Source organism: Janibacter hoylei PVAS-1 (assembly GCF_004025845.1).
Classification (GTDB): Bacteria; Actinomycetota; Actinomycetes; order Actinomycetales; family Dermatophilaceae; genus Janibacter; species Janibacter hoylei.
The window spans coordinates 237,313-257,410 of the sequence record NZ_PIPF01000001.1; the positions used below are offsets into that span (position 1 = coordinate 237,313).

General features: G+C 70.9%; 19 protein-coding genes. 9 read left to right on the forward strand and 10 right to left on the reverse strand.

Features of this window, described 5'->3' with window-relative positions:
- From ndk to CWN80_RS01210, 4 genes are read right to left on the reverse strand one after another with little or no spacing between them, the layout of a single operon-like run.
- A complete protein-coding gene (ndk, locus tag CWN80_RS01195; RefSeq protein WP_007926078.1) occupies positions 1–435 on the reverse strand; it encodes a nucleoside-diphosphate kinase in 435 nt (144 codons plus the stop codon).
- A 14-nt stretch (positions 436–449) separates the two neighbouring features.
- Positions 450–1,277, reverse strand: a complete 828-nt coding sequence (locus CWN80_RS01200; protein ID WP_007926076.1) for an undecaprenyl-diphosphate phosphatase — start codon at positions 1,275–1,277, stop codon at positions 450–452.
- Between the two features lie 4 nt (positions 1,278–1,281).
- Positions 1,282–1,677, reverse strand: coding sequence for a DUF4233 domain-containing protein (locus tag CWN80_RS01205; RefSeq protein WP_238148009.1), 396 nt, complete (start codon positions 1,675–1,677; stop codon positions 1,282–1,284).
- 16 nt (positions 1,678–1,693) lie between these two features.
- Complete coding sequence (locus tag CWN80_RS01210) at positions 1,694–3,136, reverse strand: bifunctional folylpolyglutamate synthase/dihydrofolate synthase (protein WP_007926063.1); 1,443 nt, start codon at positions 3,134–3,136, stop codon at positions 1,694–1,696.
- A gap of 447 nt (positions 3,137–3,583) precedes the next feature.
- Here CWN80_RS01210 and CWN80_RS01215 point away from each other — a divergent pair, with 447 nt between their 5' ends.
- Genes CWN80_RS01215 through CWN80_RS01230 form a run of 4 tightly spaced genes read left to right on the forward strand, consistent with a single transcriptional unit; the run spans position 3,584 to position 7,446 of the window.
- Positions 3,584–4,612: an iron-siderophore ABC transporter substrate-binding protein gene (locus tag CWN80_RS01215; RefSeq protein ID WP_007926059.1), complete on the forward strand. Its 1,029-nt coding sequence runs from the start codon at positions 3,584–3,586 to the stop codon at positions 4,610–4,612.
- Between the two features lie 10 nt (positions 4,613–4,622).
- On the forward strand, positions 4,623–5,645 hold the full coding sequence (locus CWN80_RS01220; RefSeq protein ID WP_128276749.1) for a FecCD family ABC transporter permease: 1,023 nt from the start codon (positions 4,623–4,625) through the stop codon (positions 5,643–5,645).
- Positions 5,642–6,655, forward strand: coding sequence for a FecCD family ABC transporter permease (locus CWN80_RS01225; protein WP_128276750.1), 1,014 nt, complete (start codon positions 5,642–5,644; stop codon positions 6,653–6,655). Before CWN80_RS01220 ends, CWN80_RS01225 begins: the two co-directional genes overlap by 4 nt.
- On the forward strand, positions 6,652–7,446 hold the full coding sequence (locus CWN80_RS01230) for an ABC transporter ATP-binding protein (RefSeq protein ID WP_007926051.1): 795 nt from the start codon (positions 6,652–6,654) through the stop codon (positions 7,444–7,446). Before CWN80_RS01225 ends, CWN80_RS01230 begins: the two co-directional genes overlap by 4 nt.
- A 115-nt stretch (positions 7,447–7,561) precedes the next feature.
- On the opposite strand, the gene CWN80_RS01235 is transcribed toward CWN80_RS01230, so the two are convergent.
- On the reverse strand, positions 7,562–7,900 hold the full coding sequence (locus CWN80_RS01235) for a cupin domain-containing protein (protein WP_007926049.1): 339 nt from the start codon (positions 7,898–7,900) through the stop codon (positions 7,562–7,564).
- Between the two features lie 53 nt (positions 7,901–7,953).
- Between CWN80_RS01235 and CWN80_RS15710 the strand changes: the two genes are divergently transcribed.
- A complete protein-coding gene (locus CWN80_RS15710; RefSeq protein WP_040880940.1) occupies positions 7,954–8,289 on the forward strand; it encodes an ArsR/SmtB family transcription factor in 336 nt (111 codons plus the stop codon).
- On the forward strand, positions 8,286–8,789 hold the full coding sequence (locus CWN80_RS15715) for an SRPBCC domain-containing protein (protein WP_007926047.1): 504 nt from the start codon (positions 8,286–8,288) through the stop codon (positions 8,787–8,789). Before CWN80_RS15710 ends, CWN80_RS15715 begins: the two co-directional genes overlap by 4 nt.
- A 6-nt stretch (positions 8,790–8,795) precedes the next feature.
- On the opposite strand, the gene CWN80_RS01250 is transcribed toward CWN80_RS15715, so the two are convergent.
- From CWN80_RS01250 to ileS, 3 genes are read right to left on the reverse strand one after another with little or no spacing between them, the layout of a single operon-like run.
- The gene (locus CWN80_RS01250; protein ID WP_040880897.1) at positions 8,796–9,500 is read right to left on the reverse strand and encodes an LrgB family protein; all 705 of its coding nucleotides are present in this window, start codon (positions 9,498–9,500) and stop codon (positions 8,796–8,798) included.
- Complete coding sequence (locus CWN80_RS01255) at positions 9,493–9,858, reverse strand: CidA/LrgA family protein (protein ID WP_007926045.1); 366 nt, start codon at positions 9,856–9,858, stop codon at positions 9,493–9,495. Before CWN80_RS01255 ends, CWN80_RS01250 begins: the two co-directional genes overlap by 8 nt.
- A 7-nt stretch (positions 9,859–9,865) precedes the next feature.
- Positions 9,866–13,222, reverse strand: coding sequence for an isoleucine--tRNA ligase (gene ileS, locus CWN80_RS01260; RefSeq protein ID WP_007926044.1), 3,357 nt, complete (start codon positions 13,220–13,222; stop codon positions 9,866–9,868).
- 283 nt (positions 13,223–13,505) lie between these two features.
- Here ileS and CWN80_RS01265 point away from each other — a divergent pair, with 283 nt between their 5' ends.
- Positions 13,506–14,045, forward strand: coding sequence for an NUDIX hydrolase family protein (locus tag CWN80_RS01265; protein ID WP_007926043.1), 540 nt, complete (start codon positions 13,506–13,508; stop codon positions 14,043–14,045).
- Positions 14,046–14,124: 79 nt separating this feature from the next.
- Here CWN80_RS01265 and CWN80_RS01270 read toward each other — a convergent pair whose 3' ends face one another.
- Positions 14,125–14,568, reverse strand: coding sequence for a MarR family winged helix-turn-helix transcriptional regulator (locus tag CWN80_RS01270; RefSeq protein WP_040880937.1), 444 nt, complete (start codon positions 14,566–14,568; stop codon positions 14,125–14,127).
- Between the two features lie 95 nt (positions 14,569–14,663).
- On the opposite strand from CWN80_RS01270, the gene CWN80_RS01275 reads away from it, so the two are divergent.
- The gene (locus CWN80_RS01275; protein WP_128276751.1) at positions 14,664–16,514 is read left to right on the forward strand and encodes an ABC transporter ATP-binding protein; all 1,851 of its coding nucleotides are present in this window, start codon (positions 14,664–14,666) and stop codon (positions 16,512–16,514) included.
- 100 nt (positions 16,515–16,614) lie between these two features.
- On the opposite strand, the gene CWN80_RS01280 is transcribed toward CWN80_RS01275, so the two are convergent.
- Positions 16,615–17,379, reverse strand: coding sequence for a lysophospholipid acyltransferase family protein (locus CWN80_RS01280; RefSeq protein ID WP_007926026.1), 765 nt, complete (start codon positions 17,377–17,379; stop codon positions 16,615–16,617).
- Positions 17,380–17,464: 85 nt separating this feature from the next.
- Here CWN80_RS01280 and valS point away from each other — a divergent pair, with 85 nt between their 5' ends.
- Complete coding sequence (valS, locus tag CWN80_RS01285; RefSeq protein ID WP_007926025.1) at positions 17,465–20,083, forward strand: valine--tRNA ligase; 2,619 nt, start codon at positions 17,465–17,467, stop codon at positions 20,081–20,083.
- The last annotated feature ends 15 nt before the right edge of the window (positions 20,084–20,098 follow it).

Here is a 20,098-nt window from a genome sequence, read left to right on the forward strand (position 1 = left end):
TCAGAGGCTCGGGAACCAGATGCCGATCTCGCGGTCGGCGGACTCCGGGGAGTCGGAGCCGTGGACGATGTTTTCGTCCACCGTGCCCGCCCACTTGCGGCCGAGGTCGCCGCGGATCGTGCCGGGGGCGGCCTCGGTCGGCTTCGTCGCGCCGGCGAGGGAGCGGAAGCCCTTGATGCACTCCTGGCCCTCGATGACGACCGCGGCGACCGGGCCGGAGGACATGAAGTCGAGCAGCGGCTCGTAGAACGGCTTGCCCTCGTGCTCGGCGTAGTGCGCGGCCAGCTGCTCGCGGGTCGGGGTGACCACGGCGAGGGCGGCGAGGGTGTACCCCTTCGCCTCGATGCGGCGGATCACCTCACCGGTGAGGCCACGGCGGAAGCCGTCGGGCTTGACGAGGATCAGGGAACGTTCGGTCTGCGCAGTCTCGGTCACGGGGCCCAGCGTAGTCACGCCGAGATCGTGCCCGTACCCAGCAGGGCGAAGAGGCCGAGCGCCAGGAGGATCCGGTAGATCATGAAGGGCGTGAAGGTGTGCGTCTCGATGAACTTCATGAACCACGCGATGACGGCGTAGCCGACCGCGAAGGCGATGACCGTGGCGATGATGATCGGCCCCCAGCCGGTCTCGCCGGTGCCCTCGCCGCCGGCGATCTTGACGACCTGCAGGCCGCCGGAGGCGATGACCGCCGGGATGGCGAGGAGGAAGCTGTAGCGGGCAGCCGCCTTGCGGGTGTACCCCATGAAGAGACCACCGGCGATGGTGCCACCGCTGCGGGAGACGCCGGGGATGAGCGCGAGCGCCTGGAAGAGCCCGTAGCCGACGCCGTGCCGCCACGTCAGGTCGGTCAGCTCGCGTCGCTGGGTGCCGACCCGCTCGGCGGCCATGATGACGAGCGCGAAGACGAGGAGCATCGTCGCCGTGATCCACAGGCTGCGCAGGGTCGTCTCGATCTGGTCCTGGAAGAGGACGCCGAGCAGGCCGATGGGGATCGTGCCGATGATGACCAGCCACCCCATGCGCACGTCGGGGTCGTCCGTGGCGACCTTGCCCGCGAGCGAGAGGCACCACTTGCGGATGATCGTCGTGATGTCGCGCCAGAAGTAGATGACGACGGCCGCCTCGGTGCCGAGCTGGGTGATCGCGGTGAAGGCCGCGCCCGGGTCCTCCTGACCCATCAGCTGGCCGACGATCGAGACGTGCGCGCTCGAGCTCACGGGGAGGAACTCGGTCAGGCCCTGGACGAGGCCCAGGACGATCGCGGTGAAGTAGTCCACGTGGTCAGCTCTCCTGCTCGGTCACGGCCCGCTCGGCCTGCTCGTGATCGACGCGGCGGCCGATGCGGACGCAGGAGAAGTACAGCAGCGCAAAGATCACCCCGACGGCGAACATCATCGTCACGAAGACTCCGGAGAGGATGGACAGCAGCTGGACGATCCATCCGAGCGCCGGCCCGAAGGGCCGCCGCATGAGTCCCGCGGAGACGAGCGCGAGGACGGCCAGGCCGCACAACAGGGCGAAGGGGGTCAGGCCGGCCACGACGGGCGCCTGCTCCTGGTCGAGGCCGCGGCTGGTCAGGGCACCGAAGAAGATGACGAGCGCCTGACCGCCGACGACGGTGGCGAGCATCCGCCACATGAACTTGCCCCGCGGGCGCGGCTGCTGGTCTGACGTCACGGTCGACAAGGGTAGGTCAGTCCTCGTCCTCGACCTCGACGGGCACCTCGACCGGCGGCGCGACGGGCCGCTCGACGTCGGTGACGCCGAGGAGCAGACGCACCTCGCCCACGGTGACGATGGATCCGGTGGCGACCACACCGCCGGCGACTCCCCCTTCGTCCGCCAGCTGGGCCGCGTGGTCGAGGGCATCGGGCAGGGCGTCGACGACGGTGACGCGGTGGTCGCCGAAGACCTCCGCGGCGATCTCGCCGAGCCGCTCGGGCCGCATGGCCCGCGGGGAGGTCGAGCGGGTGACGACGACCTCGTCGAGGGCCGGCTCGAGCGCCTCGAGGATCCCGACGACGTCCTTGTCCTTGAAGATCGAGACGACACCGACGAGGTGGGTGAAGGTGAAGGAGTCCTTGAGCGTCTCGGCGAGGACCGCGGCCCCGTGTGGGTTGTGCGCGGCGTCGACGACGACGGTCGGGCTGCGACGCACGATCTCGAGCCGCCCGGGCGAGGTGGCGGCGGCGAGGCCCGCGGCGAGGACCTCCTCGCCGAGGGGCTGCTCCCCTCCCCCGAGGAAGGCCTCGACGGCCGCGACCGCGAGCGCGGCATTGCTCGCCTGGTGGGCTCCGTGGAGGTTGAGCAGCAGGTCGGGGTGGTCGCCGGCCAGCCCGCGCAGCGAGATCATCTGGCCGCCGACGGCGACGTCGCGCTCGAGGACACCGAAGTCCTCGCCCTCGACGACGAGACGGGCGCCGACCTCGTCGGCGCGGGCACGCAGGATCTCGAGGACCTCGGGCACCTGCGGCGCGCTGACGGCGATGGCGTCGGGGTGGATGATCCCGGACTTCTCGGTCGCGATCTCCTCGATGGTGTCGCCGAGGAAGTGCTGGTGGTCGATGCCGACGGGCGTGATGACGGCGACGTCGGCCTCGACGACGTTGGTCGCGTCCCAGGACCCCCCCATGCCGACCTCGACGATCGCGACGTCGACCGGCGCGTCGGCGAAGGCCGTGTAGGCGAGCGCGACGAGCACCTCGAAGTAGGTCATCCGCGGCCCGCCCTCGGAGACCGAGCGGGTGTCCACCGCGTCGACGAAGGGGGCGATGTCGGCCCACGCGTCGAGGAAGGCCCGGCGGGTGATGAGCTCGCCGCCGATGGTGATCCGCTCGCGGATGTCCTGCAGGTGCGGCGAGGTGAAGCGCCCGGTCTTCAGGCCCGACTCCCGCAGCACCGACTCGACGATCCGGGCGGTCGAGGTCTTGCCGTTGGTGCCGGTGACGTGGATGACGGGGAAGGTGCGCTGCGGCTCGCCGAGCAGGTCGAGCACGGCGCGGATGCGGTCGAGGCTCGGCTCGAGGTCGTGCTCGGGAGCGCGCTCGAGGATGCCCTCCTCGACGCGGCGCATGCGCTCACGCAGCTCGAGATCGGCGGCGGCCTGCCGCTGGGCGGCATCGGGGGCGGGGCTCATGGCCCCGATTGTCGCACCCGTCAGCCGGCCCTCCGTGCCCGCAGCACGACGTCGTGCACGTGGTGGGTCGACACGGCGCCGGCGGGTCGCTCACGCCGGTCGTGCACGTCGACGGTCCATCCCGCGCGGGCGGCGAGGGCCGCGGCGATGGCGTCGGTCTCGACGCGGCGGCAGCTGGGACGAGGTCGTGCTGGCGCATTTCCCTAGGGAAATCACCGGAAGGGTGGAGATTTCCCTAGGGAAATACGGAAGGAGTGCGCATTTTCCTAGGGAAATGCGGAGGGGCCGAGGTCATCATGATCTTCGACCGGGACGGGCACCGCGCCCACCGGCACGACGGGGCGTAGACGGCGAACCTGTGCGCGAGGCACCCAAGAGTTAGGTTAGGGTCTCCTAATGTTGGCCGGTCGAGGTGGCCGGCACTCCCCCTTCGCAAGGATCACGAGCATGCCCCTGAACCGCCTGCGCACCACCGGTGTCGCGCTCCTGCTGACCTCCACCGTGGCCCTGACGGCCTGCGGCTCCGACGCATCCGACAGCGACGCGACGTCGGGATCCGGCGACGGCGCCTTCCCCGTCTCCATCAAGAGCTCCCTCGGCACCGCCGAGATCCCCGAGAAGCCGAAGAAGGTCGTCACCCTCGGCCAGGGCTCCACCGAGACCTCCATCGCCCTCGGGACCATCCCCGTCGGCATGGAGGAGTACGCCTGGGCGGCCGACGACTCCGGCTACACCCCGTGGGTCAACGAGGCCGTCAAGGGCGAAGGGGGCAAGCTCCCCGAGTTCGTCGGCGCCGGCGAGGAGCTCGACATGGAAAAGATCCTCGAGCTCGAGCCCGACGTCATCCTCGCCCCCTGGTCGGGCATCACCCAGGAGCAGTACGACTCGCTGAGCGAGATCGCCCCGACCGTCGCCTACCCCGACCAGGCATGGAGCATCGACTGGGACGAGCAGATCGAGATCATCGGCCGGGCCCTGGGTCAGGAGGAGGACGCGGCCGAGCTCGTCGAGGACCTCGACAAGCAGCTGGCCGACGAGGCCGCGAAGCACCCCGACTGGAAGAACTACACCTTCAGCTACGTCTACACGACGCCGGACACCCTCGGCGTCTTCAAGCCGACCGAGCAGCGCGCCGACATGGTCCGCAAGCTCGGCCTCAAGAGCGACCCGGCGATCGACAAGATGAAGGAGACCGAGGGCACCGACTCCGCGGTCATCGGGTACGAAAACGCCGACCAGCTGAACGACAGCGACCTGATCTTCACCTTCTACAGCGACCCGAAGGCCAAGAAGCAGGCGATGTCCAACAAGCTCTACGCCTCGATCCCGGCCATCAAGGCCGGCGCGGTCGTCTCGAGCACGGACAACTCCTTCGTCACCGCGTCGTCGATGATCAACCCGCTCACGGTGCCCTACGCCCTCGAGACGTACCCGGACATGATCGACGAGGCCATCGCCAAGGCCGAGAAGAAGTAGCCTCCGCCGAGTGACCTCGAGCACGACCGCGCGACGCACCCCACGGACCACCCTGGTCCTCGTGGGGTGCGTCGTCGTGCTCGCACTCGTCTGCTTCCTCTCCCTAGCCGTCGGCTCCAAGCCGACCACCCTCCCCCAGGTCGTCGACGCCCTCACGGGGCGCCCCGACGCCCACCTGGCCAATGTCCTCGACGCGAGGATCGAGCGCACGATCCTCGCGGTCGTCATCGGCGCGGCCCTCGCCGTCTCCGGCGCCCTCATGCAGGGCGTGACCGTCAACCCGCTCGCCGACCCCGGCCTGCTCGGCATCAACGCAGGTGCGGCCGCGGCGATGGTGACGGCGAGCGTCTGGCTCGGCGTCTCGACCGGGTCGGTCGCGGCCGCCTGGGTGGCCCTGCTCGGCGGCGGCATCGCCGCCCTCGTCGTCCACACGATCGGCACCGCCGGCGACAGCGGCGCGAGCATGGTGCGCCTCGTCCTCGCCGGCGCGGTCGTCGCGGCCGTGCTCAACGCCTACGTCCAGGCCGTGGCGCTCTCCCTGCCGCGACACTTCGACAACTACCGCTTCTGGGTCGTCGGCTCGCTCGGCGACGGCGGCCTCGACCAGCTGCGGGCGGTCACCCCCTTCGTCGTCGTCGGTCTGGCGCTGGCCCTGCTGTGCGCGAGCAGTCTCAACGCGCTGGCCCTCGGCTCGGAGACGGCCGCCGGGCTCGGGGTGAGCACGACGCTCGTGCGCACCGCGGCCCTCGGCGCGGCCACCCTGCTGTGCGCGGCGGCCACCGCGGCGGTCGGGCCGATCGCCTTCATCGGGCTGGCTGTCCCCCACATCGTCCGCGGGCTGCTCGGGCTCGACATGCGTCGCCAGCTCATCGGGTGCCTGCTCGTCGGGCCCGTCGTGCTGCTCGGCGCCGACATCGTCGGCCGGGTGCTGCTGCGCCCGCAGGAGCTCATGGTCGGGGTCGTCACCGCCTTCGTCGGCGCGCCGATCCTGCTGCTCGCGGTGCGCCGCCTCGGTCGCAGGGCCCAGGCATGAGCGCGCTGGCACCGGCCCGCCGCCGGTCGACCCTCCTCGGGCTTGCGCTCGTCGCGCTCGTCGTCGCGACGGCCCTGGCCACGCTGACGATGGGGCGGCTCGGCATGGCGCTGACGGACCTCCCTTCGGGCATCATCGAGGTCGCCCGCGGCGAGGCGACGGGCAAGGCCCGCTTCGTCCTCGGCCACCTGCGCGGCCCACGTCTGCTCGTCGCCCTCGGGGCGGGCGCCGCGCTCGGGGCCTCCGGTGCCCTCTTCCAGTCCGTGACCCGCAACCCGCTCGGCTCGCCCGACGTCATCGGCGTGAGCGCCGGCGCGGGGGCCGGCGCGGCCTTCGTCGGGCTGCTCATGCCGAGCGCGACGTCGATCGTGCTCGGCTCGGTCCTCGGCGCGGCACTGGCCGTCGGTCTCGTCGCGGTGAGCACCGGCACCGGCCTGTCCAACCCGATGCGGATGATCCTCGCCGGCATCGGTGTCTCCGCGATGGCCTACGCCTTCACGCAGTACGTCGTCTACGTCGTCGCGCGGGACAAGGCGACGGTCCTGTCGGCCTATCTCAACGGCAGCCTCAACGCCCGCGGCTGGGACCACGTCGCGACGATCTGGATCGTGCTCGCCGTGGCCGTCGTGCCGCTCGCGCTGCTGTCGATCCCGCTCGGCCTGACCGAGATGGGCGACGAGGTGGCCGCCTCCCTCGGGGTGCACTCCGGTGCCATCCGCCGAAGGGCGGTCGTCCTGTCCGTCCTGCTCGCCGGCGGGGCGGTCGCGGTCGCCGGCCCCATCGCCTTCGTCGCCCTCACCGCGCCGCACATCACCCGCCTGCTCGCCCGCAGCGCCCGCCCGCTGCTCGGGCTCTCCGCGGTCACTGGCGCCCTGCTGCTGTCGGCGGCCGACCTGGCGACCCAGCAGGTCCCGATCTTCGACGGGCTGCCCGTCGGCATCCTCACCCTGGCGATCGGCGGCGTCTACCTCGGCGCCCTGCTCGTCGGCGAATGGAAGAAGGCCACATGACCCTCCTCGCTGCCCGCCAGATCACCGTCGGCTACGGGGGTGAGCCGGTCATTCCTTCGCTCGACCTGACGATCGAGCGGGGCGAGTTCGTCGTCGTCGTCGGCCCCAACGGCTGCGGCAAGTCGACGCTGCTCAAGACGCTGTGCCGGGTCAACCGGCCCTCAGACGGCCGGGTCGAGCTCGACGGCGAGGACCTGCACCGGATGCGGGGACGCGCTGCGGCGCAACGGGTCTCGCTGCTGTCGCAGAGCGCCAATGCCCCCGAGGGGATCACCGTCGCCGAGCTCGTGACGCGTGGCCGGCACCCCCACCACAGCCTGCTGCGGCAGTGGTCGCCGGACGACGACCGGGCGATCGCGGGGGCGCTCGAGCGCACCCACCTGACCGACCTCGCCGACACCCCCGTGGCGACCCTCTCCGGCGGTCAGCGGCAGCGGGCCTGGGTCGCGATGGTCCTCGCGCAGGACACCGAGGTGATCCTGCTCGACGAGCCGACGACCTTCCTCGACATCGCGCACCAGTACGAGCTGCTCGAGCTCTTCGCGGGGCTCAACCGCGAGGGCCGCACCATCGTCGCCGTGCTCCACGACCTCAACCAGGCGGCGCGCTTCGCCTCACGTCTGGTCGTCATGCACGAAGGGAGGATCCGCGGCGACGGTCCGCCCGCGCAGGTGCTCACGAGCGGACTCGTGGACGAGGTCTTCGGTCTGGCCTGCGACGTCGTCGACGACCCGCAGTCGGGCACGCCGATGGTGGTGCCCCACGTGCGGCCGCAGACCCTCGCGCCCTGATCCCGGTCAGCCCGCGCCACCCGGCGCGCCGGACTTCCACTCGCGCGCGGGTCATCGAATCACGCGCGAGAAGTACCTGGTGCGGCAGTCGATGACTCGTGCGCCCGTCGACAGCTCAGTCCGGCCTCGCCGCCGGGTCAAGCATGACCAGCTGGAAGACGGCATCGGTGACCCCCCGCACCTCGTGGGGCACCCGCGCGTCGAGGTTGGCGACGGCTCCGGGACCGAGGGTCACCACCTGCTCCCCCGCGGCGAACTCCACGGTGCCGGAGAGGCACTGGACGAGGATCGGGAAGGCCGCCGTGTGCTCCGCGAGCACCTGACCGGGCGCGAAGCGAAACATCACCACGCGGCAGCCGTGGCCGACGAGCGCCTTCTTGACGCCGGGGCGGCCCCCTTCGCTCGTCGGCGCGAGGTCGACGAGGCCGGAGACGGAGTGCAGGGTCGTGTCCATGTCTCACACCTTAGGTCTTGATAGGTGACCATTTGGTCACCTACGATGATGACGTGAGCGATGACGACCTCGTCTTCAAGGCCCTGGCGGACCCGATCCGCCGGGTGCTGCTGGACGCACTCTTCGAGCGAGACGGGCGCAGCCAGTCTGAGCTCGAGGAGGTCGTGCGCGAGCACACGGAGATGACGAGGTTCGGGGTGGCCAAGCACTTGCGCCTGCTCGAGGAAGCGAACCTCGTCGTCACCCGCAAGCAGGGGCGGACCAAGCTGCACCACCTCAACGCCGTCCCCATCCGCGCGATCCACGACCGGTGGATCGGCAAGTACACGGCGGCGCGGACCTCCGCGCTGCTCGATCTCAAGCGAGTCCTAGAGGACGACGAGTCATGAGCGACACCGAGATCCAGATCCATCGCATCTTCATCAACGCCACGCCCGAGCGGGTGTGGGCGGCCATCACGTCCCCGGAGTTCAGCCGGCTCTACGGCTACGCCGGCGACGTCGACTACGACCTGCAGCCGGGTGGCCACTTCGAGCACCGGGCCGGCGAGGACATGAAGGCCGTCGGCATGCCCGACGTCGTCGTCACCGGCGAGGTCCTCGAGGCCGACCCGCCGCGCCGCCTCGTCCAGACCTGGGGACCGGTGTGGATCGAGGACGAGGAGCCGGGCACCATCACCTGGGACATCGAGCCGAGCGCGCACGGCTCGGTCCGCCTGACCCTCACCCACGACCTCACGGGCCGCCCCACGACGGCGGAGCAGGTGGCCGGCAACCCCGACCCGACCAACGAAGGGGGCGGCGGCTGGCCCAGGGTGCTATCCGGCATCAAGACCGTCCTCGAGACGGGCGAGGCGATGGAGCCGAGCGCCGCCGACGGCGCCGCCTGAGCCCAGTCAGAGCAGGGCGATGACGAGCGGGACGAGCACGCTCGTCAGCAGCGCGGTCAGGCCCATGGCGAGGCCGGCGAAGGCGCCCTCGGTGGCGTGGTCGTGCAGCGACCGGGAGGTCCCGACGCCGTGGGAGACCGCCCCCATGGCCAGACCACGCACCCGCCGGTCGTCGACGCGAAGAGAGTCCAGCAGCCACGGGCCGAAGACCGCCCCGAGCATGCCGGCGAGCATGGTGAAGGCGGCGACGAGCGCCGGCACTCCCCCGATGTGGTCGGCGATCGCGATGGCCACCGGGGTCGTCGCCGCCTTGGGCGCGATCGTGTGCTCGAGCACCTCGGAGCCGCCGAGCGCCCGCACGGTGAGCGCGGCCGACCCGATCGAGACGAGGGCGCCCGTCGGCAGGGCGATCGCCAGGGGCAGGGCCATCTCGCGCAGGTGGTGCGCCTGCCGGTGCAGCGGCACCGCGAGCGCGACGGTCGCCGGGCCGAGCACGACGTGGATGAGCGTGCCGCCGGTCATGTAGGTGTCGTAGTCGATGCCGAGCACCGCCAGCAACGTGATGAGCAGCGCGGCGGCGACGAGCACCGGCTGGGCGAGCGGGTGACCGCCGGTGCGATCGCGCACCCACAGCCCCGCCCGGTAGGCGAGCAGGGTGACGAAGACCCACGTCAGGGGCGAGTCGCGCAGCCAGTCCAGGGCCTCAGTCAGGCGAGCTCACCCACACTCCCCGCCGCCGCTGCAGCCACGAGGCGAGACCGGCGACGGTCACCAGGCCGAGCAGCCACGACAGGACGAGACCACCGGTGACCGGCAGCCACTGGCTCCCCAGCTCGGAGGCGTGGACCATGATCCCGACGGTCACCGGGACGAAGAAGAGCTGCAGGTGTCGCAGCAGCCCGTCGGAGAAGCGCAACGTGCCCGAGACCTCCCCCGGCCGGCGCACGGACAGCACCACGAAGAGCAGCACCATCCCCACGACCGGCCCGGGGATCGACAGGCCGAGGCTCCGGACGAAGACCTCCCCGACGAGCTGGCAGCCGAGGACCCAGAGGATCCCGTTGATCATCGGCGGCTCACAGGCGCGTGACCTTGACCCGGACCCTCTCGCTGCCGGAGAGCTCGGTCTCGACGACGCCGTCGCCGAGCGGCAGCGCCTCGAGGGAGGGAGCGGAGCCGAACTGCCCGGCGAGGGTCTCGTCGACGATGAGGCCCTGGTGGGCGACCGTCGCCTCCCACACCTGCTGCGAGCCGGTGATCGTCAGGCTGATCCGGTCGGAGACCTCGAGCCCGGCCTGCTTGCGCGCCTCCTGGACGGCACGGATGACATCGCGCGCCAGGCCCTCGGCGGCCAGCTCGTCGGTGACCTCGGTGTCGAGGACGATGAAGCCGCCCACGCCGGCGGGGAGCATCGCGGTGGCGCGGTGGCTCCCTTCGTCATCGGCCGCGACGGTCTCGAGCGTGTACTCGCCCTCGACCAGAGCGATGCCGCCGGAGGTCACGGTCCCGTCGTCGGCGACGGACCAGTCGCCCGACTTGCTGCCCTTGATCGCGACCTGGACCTGCTTGCCCAGGCGCGGGCCGGCCGCGCGGGCGTTGACGGTGAGCTTCTGGCTCACGCCGAAGTCGGCCGCCGCCGGGTCGTCGATGTCGAGCAGGCTCACCTGGCGCACGTTGACCTCGTCGGCGACGATCGCGCCGAAGTCCGCGAGCTTCGCCGCGTCGGGCACGACGACCGTCAGGTCGCGCAGCGGCAGCCGGTTGCGCAGCTTGTTGGCCTTGCGCAGGGCGCTGGCCGAGCTGCACACCGCGCGGGCGGTGTCCATGGCGACGACGAGCTCGTGGTCGGCCGGCAGGTCCTGCGCCTGCGGCCAGTCCGCCAGGTGCACCGACCGCTCCCCTGTCAGCCCACGCCAGACCTCTTCGGTCGTCAGCGGCAGAAGGGGGGCGGCGACGCGGCAGAGCACCTCGAGTGCCGTGTAGAGCGTGTCGCAGGCGGCCTCGGCATCCGCACGGTCGTCACCGGTGGCCCAGAAGCGCTCCCGGCTGCGCCGGATGTACCAGTTCGTCAGCACGTCGGTGAAGGAGCGGGTGCTGTCGCAGGCGCCGGCGATGTCGTAGGCGTCCAGGCGCGCGGTCGCGGCCTCGACGAACTCGCGCAGCTTGGCGAGCAGGTAGCGGTCGAGCGGGTCGGTGGAGCCCGTCGACCACTTCGCCTCGTAGCCCTCGCCGAGGGCGTTGGCGTAGAGGGCGAAGAAGGAGTAGCTGTTCCACAGCGGGATGAGCACCTGCCGCACGCCCTCGCGGATGCCCTGCTCGGTGACGACGAGGTTGCCGCCGCGCAGGATCGGGCTGCTCATGAGGAACCAGCGCATCGCATCGGCGCCGTCGCGGTCGAAGACCTCGGAGACGTCCGGGTAGTTCCGCAGCGACTTGGACATCTTCTGCCCGTCGCTGCCCAGGACGATGCCGTGGCTGATGACCGACTTGAAGGCCGGCTTGTCGAAGAGCGCGGTCGCGAGGATGTGCAGCGTGTAGAACCAGCCGCGCGTCTGCCCGATGTACTCGACGATGAAGTCGGCCGGGAAGTGCTGCTCGAACCACTCCGCGTTGTCGAAGGGGTAGTGCACCTGGGCATAGCTCATCGAGCCCGAGTCGAACCACACGTCCAGCACGTCCTCGACGCGGCGCATGGTGCTCTGGCCCGTCGGGTCGTCGGGGTTGGGACGGGTCAGCTCGTCGACGAAGGGTCGGTGCAGGTCCGGCTGGCCGTCGACGCCGAGCGGCAGCTGCCCGAAGTCGCGCTCGATCTCCTCGAAGGAGCCGTAGACGTCGATCCGCGGGTAGGCAGGGTCGTCGGACTTCCACACCGGCACCGGGGAGCCCCAGAAGCGGTTGCGGGTGATCGACCAGTCACGCGCGTTGTCGAGCCACTTGCCGAACTGGCCGTGCTTGACGTGGTCGGGCGTCCAGGTGATCTGCTCGTTGTTGGCGAGCATCTTGTCCTTGATCGCCGTGACCTCGACGAACCACGACTCGACGCCCTTGTAGATCAGCGGCTGCCGGCAGCGCCAGCAGTGCGGGTAGGAGTGCTCGTAGGACTCGCGGCGCAGCAGGATCGTGCCGGGGCTGACGCTGTCCGTCGCCGCCCCTCCATCGGTCCCTGAGGAGGTCGCGAAGCGACCGTCTCGAAGGGCCTCGCCCAGCGACCTCGTGGCGGCCTTGAGCGCGTCGATGATCGGGCCGTTGGCATCGAAGACGAGCATGCCCTCGTAGTCGGTGACCGGCGCGGTGAAGCGACCGTCCTTGGCCACCGGCATGACGGCGGCGATGCCCTCGCGGTCGGTGACCTCCTTGTCGACCTCACCGAAGGCACCGGCGGTGTGGACGAGACCGGAACCGTCGGTCGTCGTCACGGCGTCGTCGGCGGCGACGACGCGGAAGGCGCCCTCGTGGCCGACGTAGTAGGACATCGGCGGGGTGTAGGTGCGGCCGATCAGCTGGGCTCCGGTGTAGCGGCCGAGGACCGTCGGCTCGTCGCCGAGCTCGCGGGCGTAGTGGCCCAGGCGCGCCTCGGCGAGGACGTACTTGGCCGTGGCTCCCTCGACACCGGGGACCGGCGCCTCGACGACGACGTAGTCGATCTCGGAGCCGACCATGACGGCCAGGTGGCTCGGCAGGGTCCACGGGGTCGTCGTCCACACGAGCAGGTGGGCACCGTCGAGGACCGGGTCCTCACCGGTGGAGTCCATCCGCAGGCCGACGGTGACGGCCGGGTCCTGGCGCTGCTGGTAGACGTCGTCGTCCATGCGCAGCTCGTGGTTGGACAGCGGCGTCTCGTCCTGCCAGCAGTACGGCAGCACGCGGAAGCCCTCGTAGACCAGCCCCTGGTCGTACATGGACTTGAAGGCCCACATGACCGACTCCATGAAGCCGGGGTTGAGCGTCTTGTAGTCGTTGTCGAAGTCGACCCAGCGCGCCTGTCGGGTCACGTAGTCGCGCCACTCGCCGGTGTACTTCAGCACCGACTCGCGGCAGGCCTCGTTGAACTTCTCGACGCCCAGCTCGCGGATCTCGTCCGTGGTCTTCAGCCCGAGCTGACGCATCGCCTCGAGCTCGGCGGGCAGACCGTGGGTGTCCCAGCCGAAGCGCCGCTCGACCCGCTTGCCGCGCATCGTCTGGTAGCGCGGGACGACGTCCTTGACGTAGCCGGTGAGCAGGTGGCCGTAGTGCGGCAGGCCATTGGCGAAGGGGGGTCCGTCGTAGAAGACGAACTCGTTGCCGCCGTCCTCGCCGGGCTCGCGCGCGTCGATGGAGGCCTGGAAGGTCCCGTCGGCCTCCCAGTAGCTCAGGACGTGCTGCTCCAGCTCGGGGAAGCTCGGGGAGGAGGCGACGGTCGTCGCGTCGGTGGTGGAGACCTTGGGGTAGGTCATCGCTGCGGCTCCGGGGGTACTCGGCGGGTCAACTCGGCTACTGCCACGAGGACGGCGGCCGGTCGGCCTCCGCGGTACCACCCCGCTTGCCCACCCCCTTCGCGACGAAGGGAGTAGACCGCTCCTTGGTCCACCGGTCGTGTCGTGACCACCCGTCCGGGTCTAGTGAGGAGCTGGGCTCCCGTTCTTCCGGAAGGCTCGCCGCTGATGACGGCTCAGGCGCCTGTGCCACCAGTGTAGGGCGCCCCGGTGGAGGGCCGAAACCGCGTGCGAGGATGGCCGCATGCCGACCGACCTCGACCGTCAGGAAGCGTGGCTCAGCCGCGAGGAGCTCGACAACGTGCGCGGCCGCGTGCCGATCCTCTACGTCGCGGCGGTGCCGGTGCGGGTCGCCGACAACGGCGATGTCACCGCGGTCGGGCTGCTGCTGCGGGCCAGCGAGAGCGGCATGATGGAGCGCGAGCTCATCGCCGGCCGGGTCAACTACCACGAGCGCGTGCGCGACGCCCTCGTGCGTCACCTCGAGAAGGACCTCGGCCCGATGGCCCTGCCGAGCGTGCCGGCCTCGCCGATCCCCTTCACGGTTGCCGAGTTCTTCCCGACGCCGGGGGTCACGCCCTTCCACGACCCGCGCCAGCACGCCGTCGCGCTGAGCTTCATCGTCCCGGTGCGCGGCGACTGCGCGCCGCAGCAGGACGCCCTCGACCTCGCCTGGCTCACCCTCGACGAGGCCGCCGAGACCGGACTGCAGGCCGAGATGGCTGGTGGCCAAGGAGCGCTGCTGCGTCAGGCGCTGGCCCACCTGGGCCACAGCTCCTTCTGAACTCCCGCTGGCTGAGCCCACACCCCGGCCCCTGAGGAGGCAAGGAACGAGCCGTCTTGAAGGGCCGTCTCGACGCCCCTCAGCAGCTCAGCCCCTCCTCGAGCCTCGTCAGCGCGTCGGCGAGCGCCGCGCGCTGGGTCGCCGTGAGCGCCCCCATCTGGTCACCGACGCTGCGCCGACGGGCCTCGTGCACCGCCGCCCGCACCTGCCGCCCGGCGTCGGTGACGACGACCACGCTCGCCCGACGGTCGTGCGGGTCCGGCTCGCGGACGACATAACCCTTGCGCTCGAGCGCGTCGACGACGTCGGTGACGGACCGCGGGGCGATGCGCAGGGCATCAGCCAGGTCGCGCAGCCGCGGCGACTCCTCACGATCGGCGGCGACGCGCAGGGCGCGCGACTCGTGGGGTGACAGGTCGTGCTCCGAGAGGTCGACCATCCACGCTCGCCGCAGGCCGCGGGCCACCCGCAGCAGCTGCTCCCCGAGGTCCTCCGAGCTCTGCCCGGCCGTGCGCTGCGTCATGGTGAGCACGCTAGCCGACTTGCCTCTCCCCTCATAGTGAGGTAACCTCAGCATCGCGAACGGATCGAACGAAAGGGGCCCACATGGACACCCCGATGATTTCCCCCAAGACCGGCGGCGGGCACGGACCCCGCCGCATCGACCCCCGAGACCGCGCCCAGCTCGCCGAGAGCCCCGTGAGCGCGCGCCGGGTCATCGCCTACTTCCGCCCCTACCGCTGGCAGGTCGCCGCGGTCGTGGCCCTCATCGTCGCCAGCTCGCTGGTCTCGATGGCCTCCCCCTTCCTCCTGCGGACCGTCATCGACGACGCACTGCCGCACCAGGACGTCCGGCTGCTCCTGCTCGCCGTCGGCGGCATGCTCCTCGTGACCATCGCGACCGCGCTCATCGGCGTGCAGCAGACGTGGATCTCCACGCGCGTCGGCCAGGCCGTCATGCACCGCCTGCGCACCGACGTCTTCACCCACCTGCAGCGCCAGTCGATGAGCTTTTTCACCCGGACCCGCTCCGGCGAGATCCAGTCACGCATCACCCAGGACGTCGCCGGCATGCAGTCGATCGTCACGAGCACCGCCGTGTCGATCGCCTCCAACCTCACGACCGCCGTCGCGACCGCCGTCGCCATGGTCGCCCTGAGCTGGCGGCTGTCCCTCCTCTCCCTCCTCGTGCTCCCTCCGGCCATCTGGACCACGCGCAAGGTGGCGCTGACCCGCCGCGAGATCACCTCACGACGTCAGCGGCGCCTCGCGGACCTGCAGGCCCAGGTGACCGAAGAGCTCTCCGTGAGCGGCGCCCTGCTGTCCAAGACCCTCGGAACCGCCGAGCGCGGGGCCCGCGAGTTCACCACCACCTCGACCGACCTCGTCGGCCTCGAGGTGCGCAGCGAGCTCGCCGGCCGCTGGCGGATGGCGACGATGTCGATCGTCTTCGCCGCGATCCCGGCGCTGATCTACCTCGCCGCCGGCTTCCCCGCGACGAGCGGCGGCATGACGATCGGCACGATCATCGCCTTCACCACGCTGCAGTCGGGCATCTTCCGGCCGATCATGGGGCTGCTCAACGTCGGCGCCTCGTGGGTGGCCTCGATGGCCCTCTTCAGCCGCGTCTTCGGCTACCTCGACCTCGAGCCCGACGTCGCTCCCCCGGCGGCGCCGGTCGACCTCGACCCGGCGACCGTGCGCGGCGACGTGCGCATCGAAGGGGTCGGCTACGGCTACCCCGACGGCGACCGGCTCGCCCTCGACGGCATCGACGCGACCATCCCCGCCGGCTCCCACCTCGCGCTCGTCGGCGCCACCGGCAGCGGGAAGTCGACCCTCGCCTCGCTGCTCGTCCGGCTCGCCGACCCGAGCACCGGGCGGATCACCGTCGACGGCGTCGACCTGCGCGACATCGACCCGCAGACCCTGACCCACGTCATCGGCATCGTCACCCAGGAGACCTACCTCGCCCACGACACCGTGCGGGCCAACCTCCTGCTCGCCGACCCCGACGCCACCGAGGCCCAGCTGTGGCAGGCCCTCGCGACCGCGCAAGCCGCCGACCTCGTCGCGAGCCTGCCCGACGGGCTCGACACGGTCGTCGGCGCCCGCGGGCACCGCTTCTCCGGCGGCGAAAAGCAGCGCATCGCCATCGCCCGCACCCTCCTGCGCGACCCGGCCGTGCTCGTCCTCGACGAGGCGACGAGCGCCCTGGACAACGACACCGAGCGCGAGCTGCAGGCGGCCCTCGACGCCCTGGCCCGCGGCCGCACGACGATCACCATCGCCCACCGGCTGAGCACCATCGAGGCGGCCGACGAGATCCTCGTCTTCGCCGGCGGGCGGGTCGTCGAGCGCGGTGAGCACCTGAGCCTGCTGCGGCGGCGCGGCGCCTACGCCCGGCTCGCCGGGGACGAACCTCGGCAGGGTGACCGTCGGGAGGCCGAGGTCGCCCTCACCGCGTGAGGTGCGGGGCTCCCCCTTCGCCCCCGGCCGTATTTCCCTAGGGAAATACGCAGGTCCGGTGTGATTTCCCTAGGGAAATACGCAGGTCCGGGGGCGACGGTCAGTCCTTGGTGAACTGGTCCTTGGTGCGGGTCATGTCGCGGTGGTCCTTCGCCCAGGCGTCCTCGTACGTCGGCGCGGTGCCACCAAGACGGGCCGGGTGGAAGCGCAGCTCGTCACCCGTGAGCTCCGGGTACCGCGCGATCGTCTCGTCGAGGAGCTGCTTCATGACCTCGCGCAGCCGCTCGGTCACCTCGTTGACATCGTCGTCGGGCCCGACGTGAATCGGGTCGCCGATGGTGATGTGGATCGGGAAGTTGGTGCGGCCCAGCCGCTTGGGGACGTCCTTGGTCCAGATCCGGTGCGCGCCCCACACGATCGTCGGGAGGATCGGGACACCCGCCTCCTGCGCCATGCGGGCGGTGCCGCTCTTGAGCTCCTTGATCTCGAAGGAGCGCGACATCGTCGCCTCCGGGTAGACCCCGACGACCTCGCCGTCCTTGAGCTTGGCCACGGCCTCCTTGAAGGCCGCCCCACCCGCGTGGCGGTCGACCGGGATGTGCTTCAGTCCCCGCATGAAGAACCCGGCCACCTTGTGCTGCCAGATCGACTTCTTCGCCATGAAGCGCACCCACCGGTTGCTGCGCCGCGCCCCCAGGCCGGCCAGCACGAAGTCGATGTAGCCGGTGTGGTTGATCGCCATGACCGCGCCGCCGCGCTTGGGGACGTTGCGGTCGCCCTTGATGGTGAAGCGGTAGCCGTTGATGAGGAAGATGGTCCGCGCGACGATGATGATCGCGCGGTACAGGGGCTCAGGTCGGCGCATGACTGCACCCTACGGTCTCGTAGGTGGTCGCGTCAGGGTCTGACCGATTGGTCTGGTCACACCCCGCAGTGGGAAGATCCACCCCATGACCGAGCACTCCCCCGCCCCCGACGCCACCCGCATCCCGGACCGTCCTTCGCTGGACGGCCTCGAGGACCGGTGGGGCGCCGTATGGCGCGAGCAGGACACCTACGCCTTCGACCGCGCGGGCGCCCGGGAGCAGGTCTTCTCCATCGACACCCCGCCGCCGACCGCGAGCGGGTCGCTGCACATGGGGCACGTCTTCAGCTACACCCACACCGACTGCATGGCCCGTTACAAGCGGATGCGGGGCTACAACGTCTTCTACCCGATCGGCTGGGACGACAACGGCCTGCCGACCGAAAAGCGGGTCCAGAACTACTACGGCGTCCGCGGTGACTCCTCGCTGCCCTACGACCCCGACTTCACTCCCCCCTTCGAGGGGACGACGAAGTCGATCAAGGCCGCCGACCAGGTGCCGATCAGCCGGCAGAACTTCATCGAGCTGTGCGACGAGCTGACGGTCAAGGACGAGGAGGCCTTCGAGTCCCTCTTCCGCCGCCTCGGCTTCAGCCTCGACTGGGGCATCCAGTACCGCACCATCGACGACCGCTCCCGCGCGACGGCCCAGACCGCCTTCCTGCGCAACCTCGACCGCGGCGAGGCCTACACCGCCGAGGCGCCCGGCCTGTGGGACGTCACCTTCCAGACCGCCGTGGCGCAGGCCGAGCTCGAGGCCCGTGACTACCCCGGCGCCTACCACCGCGTCGCCTTCCACGGCCCCGACGGGCCGGTGCACATCGAGACCACCCGCCCCGAGCTGCTCCCGGCCTGCGTCGCGCTCATCGCCCACCCCGACGACGAGCGCTACCAGGGCCTCTTCGGCTCGACCGTCACCTCCCCGATCTTCGGCGTCGAGGTGCCCGTCGTGGCGCACCCCTCGGCCGAGATGGACAAGGGCGCCGGCATCGCCATGTGCTGCACCTTCGGTGACCTCACCGACGTCATCTGGTGGCGTGAGCTGCAGCTGCCGACCCGCTCGATCATCACCCGCGCCGGTCGCGTGCTCGGCGAGACCCCGGAGTGGATCCACAGCGAAGGGGGCGCCGCCACCTTCGCGCAGATGTCCGGCAAGACCGTGCACTCGGCCCGTGAGGTCGTCGTCGAGGCGCTGCGCGCCAGCGGTGACCTCGACGGCGAGCCGCAGAAGACCCAGCGCAAGGCCAACTTCTACGAGCGCGGCGAGAAGCCACTGGAGATCGTCACCTCGCGCCAGTGGTACATCCGCAACGGTGGGCGCGACGCCGACCTCAACCAGGCACTGCAGGCCCGCGGCGACGAGATCGACTTCCACCCCGACTTCATGAAGTCGCGGTACAAGAACTGGGTCGCCGGCCTCAACGGCGACTGGCTGATCTCCCGCCAACGCTTCTTCGGCATCCCGATCCCCGTCTGGTACGCCCTCGACGGCGACGGCCAGCCGCAGTACGACACCCCCCTCGTCCCGACCGAGGACCAGCTGCCCATCGACCCGATGGCACAGGTGCCCGCCGGGTACACCGAGGACCAGCGCGACCAGCCGGGTGGCTTCACCGGCGACCCCGATGTCATGGACACGTGGGCGACCTCCTCGCTGTCCCCGCAGATCGCCGGTGACTGGCTCGCCGGCGAGCGCGGCGAGAGCGACCTCTTCGCCAAGGTCTTCCCGATGGACGTGCGCCCGCAGGGCCACGACATCATCCGGACCTGGCTCTTCGCGACCGTCGTGCGCGCCCACTTCGAGCACGGCACCGCGCCGTGGAAGAACGCCGCGATCTCCGGGTGGATCCTCGACCCCGACCGCAAGAAGATGAGCAAGTCCAAGGGCAATGTCGTCACGCCCGAGGACGTCGTCGTCGAGCACAGCGCGGACGCGGTCCGCTACTGGGCCGCCTCGGGTCGTCTGGGCACCGACGCGGCCTACGACACCGGGCAGATGAAGATCGGCCGCCGTCTGGCCATCAAGCTGCTCAACGCGAGCAAGTTCGCCCTCGGCTTCGGCGAGCCCGAGCTGGCCGACCGGCAGGGTTTGTCGTCGGTCATCACCGAGCCGCTCGACCGGGCGATGATCGCCGCGCTCGAGCAGGTGGTCAAGGACGCGACCAAAGGCTTCGAGTCGTGGGACTACACCCGATCGCTCGACGTCACCGAGACCTTCTTCTGGACCTTCTGCGACGACTACATCGAGCTGGTCAAGGACCGCGCCCACGGCGGCGACCCCTCGGCCCGGGCCGCGCTGCGACTGGCCCTGTCGGTGCTGCTGCGCCTGCTCGCCCCGGTGCTGCCCTACGCGACCGAGGAGGTCTGGTCATGGTGGCAGGAGGGCTCGGTGCACCGCGCGACCTGGCCCGAGGCCAGCGAGCTGGCGCTCTCCGAGGCCGGCGACCCACAGGTCCTCACGGCCGTCGGCACCGCACTGAGCCAGGTGCGCAAGGCCAAGTCCGACGCCAAGGTCGGCATGCGCAGCGAGATCACCTCGGCGACCCTCGTCGCCCCGGCGGCGACCGCTGAGCGGGTGCGCGCCGACGAGGCCGACCTGCGGGCCGCGGGGCGCCTGACGGGCAGCTTCGACTACGTCGAGGGTGACGAGGTCACGCTGCGCGACGTCGAGCTCATCCCCTTCGTCAAGCCGCCGAAGAACTGACGGCCGGGCCGGCCC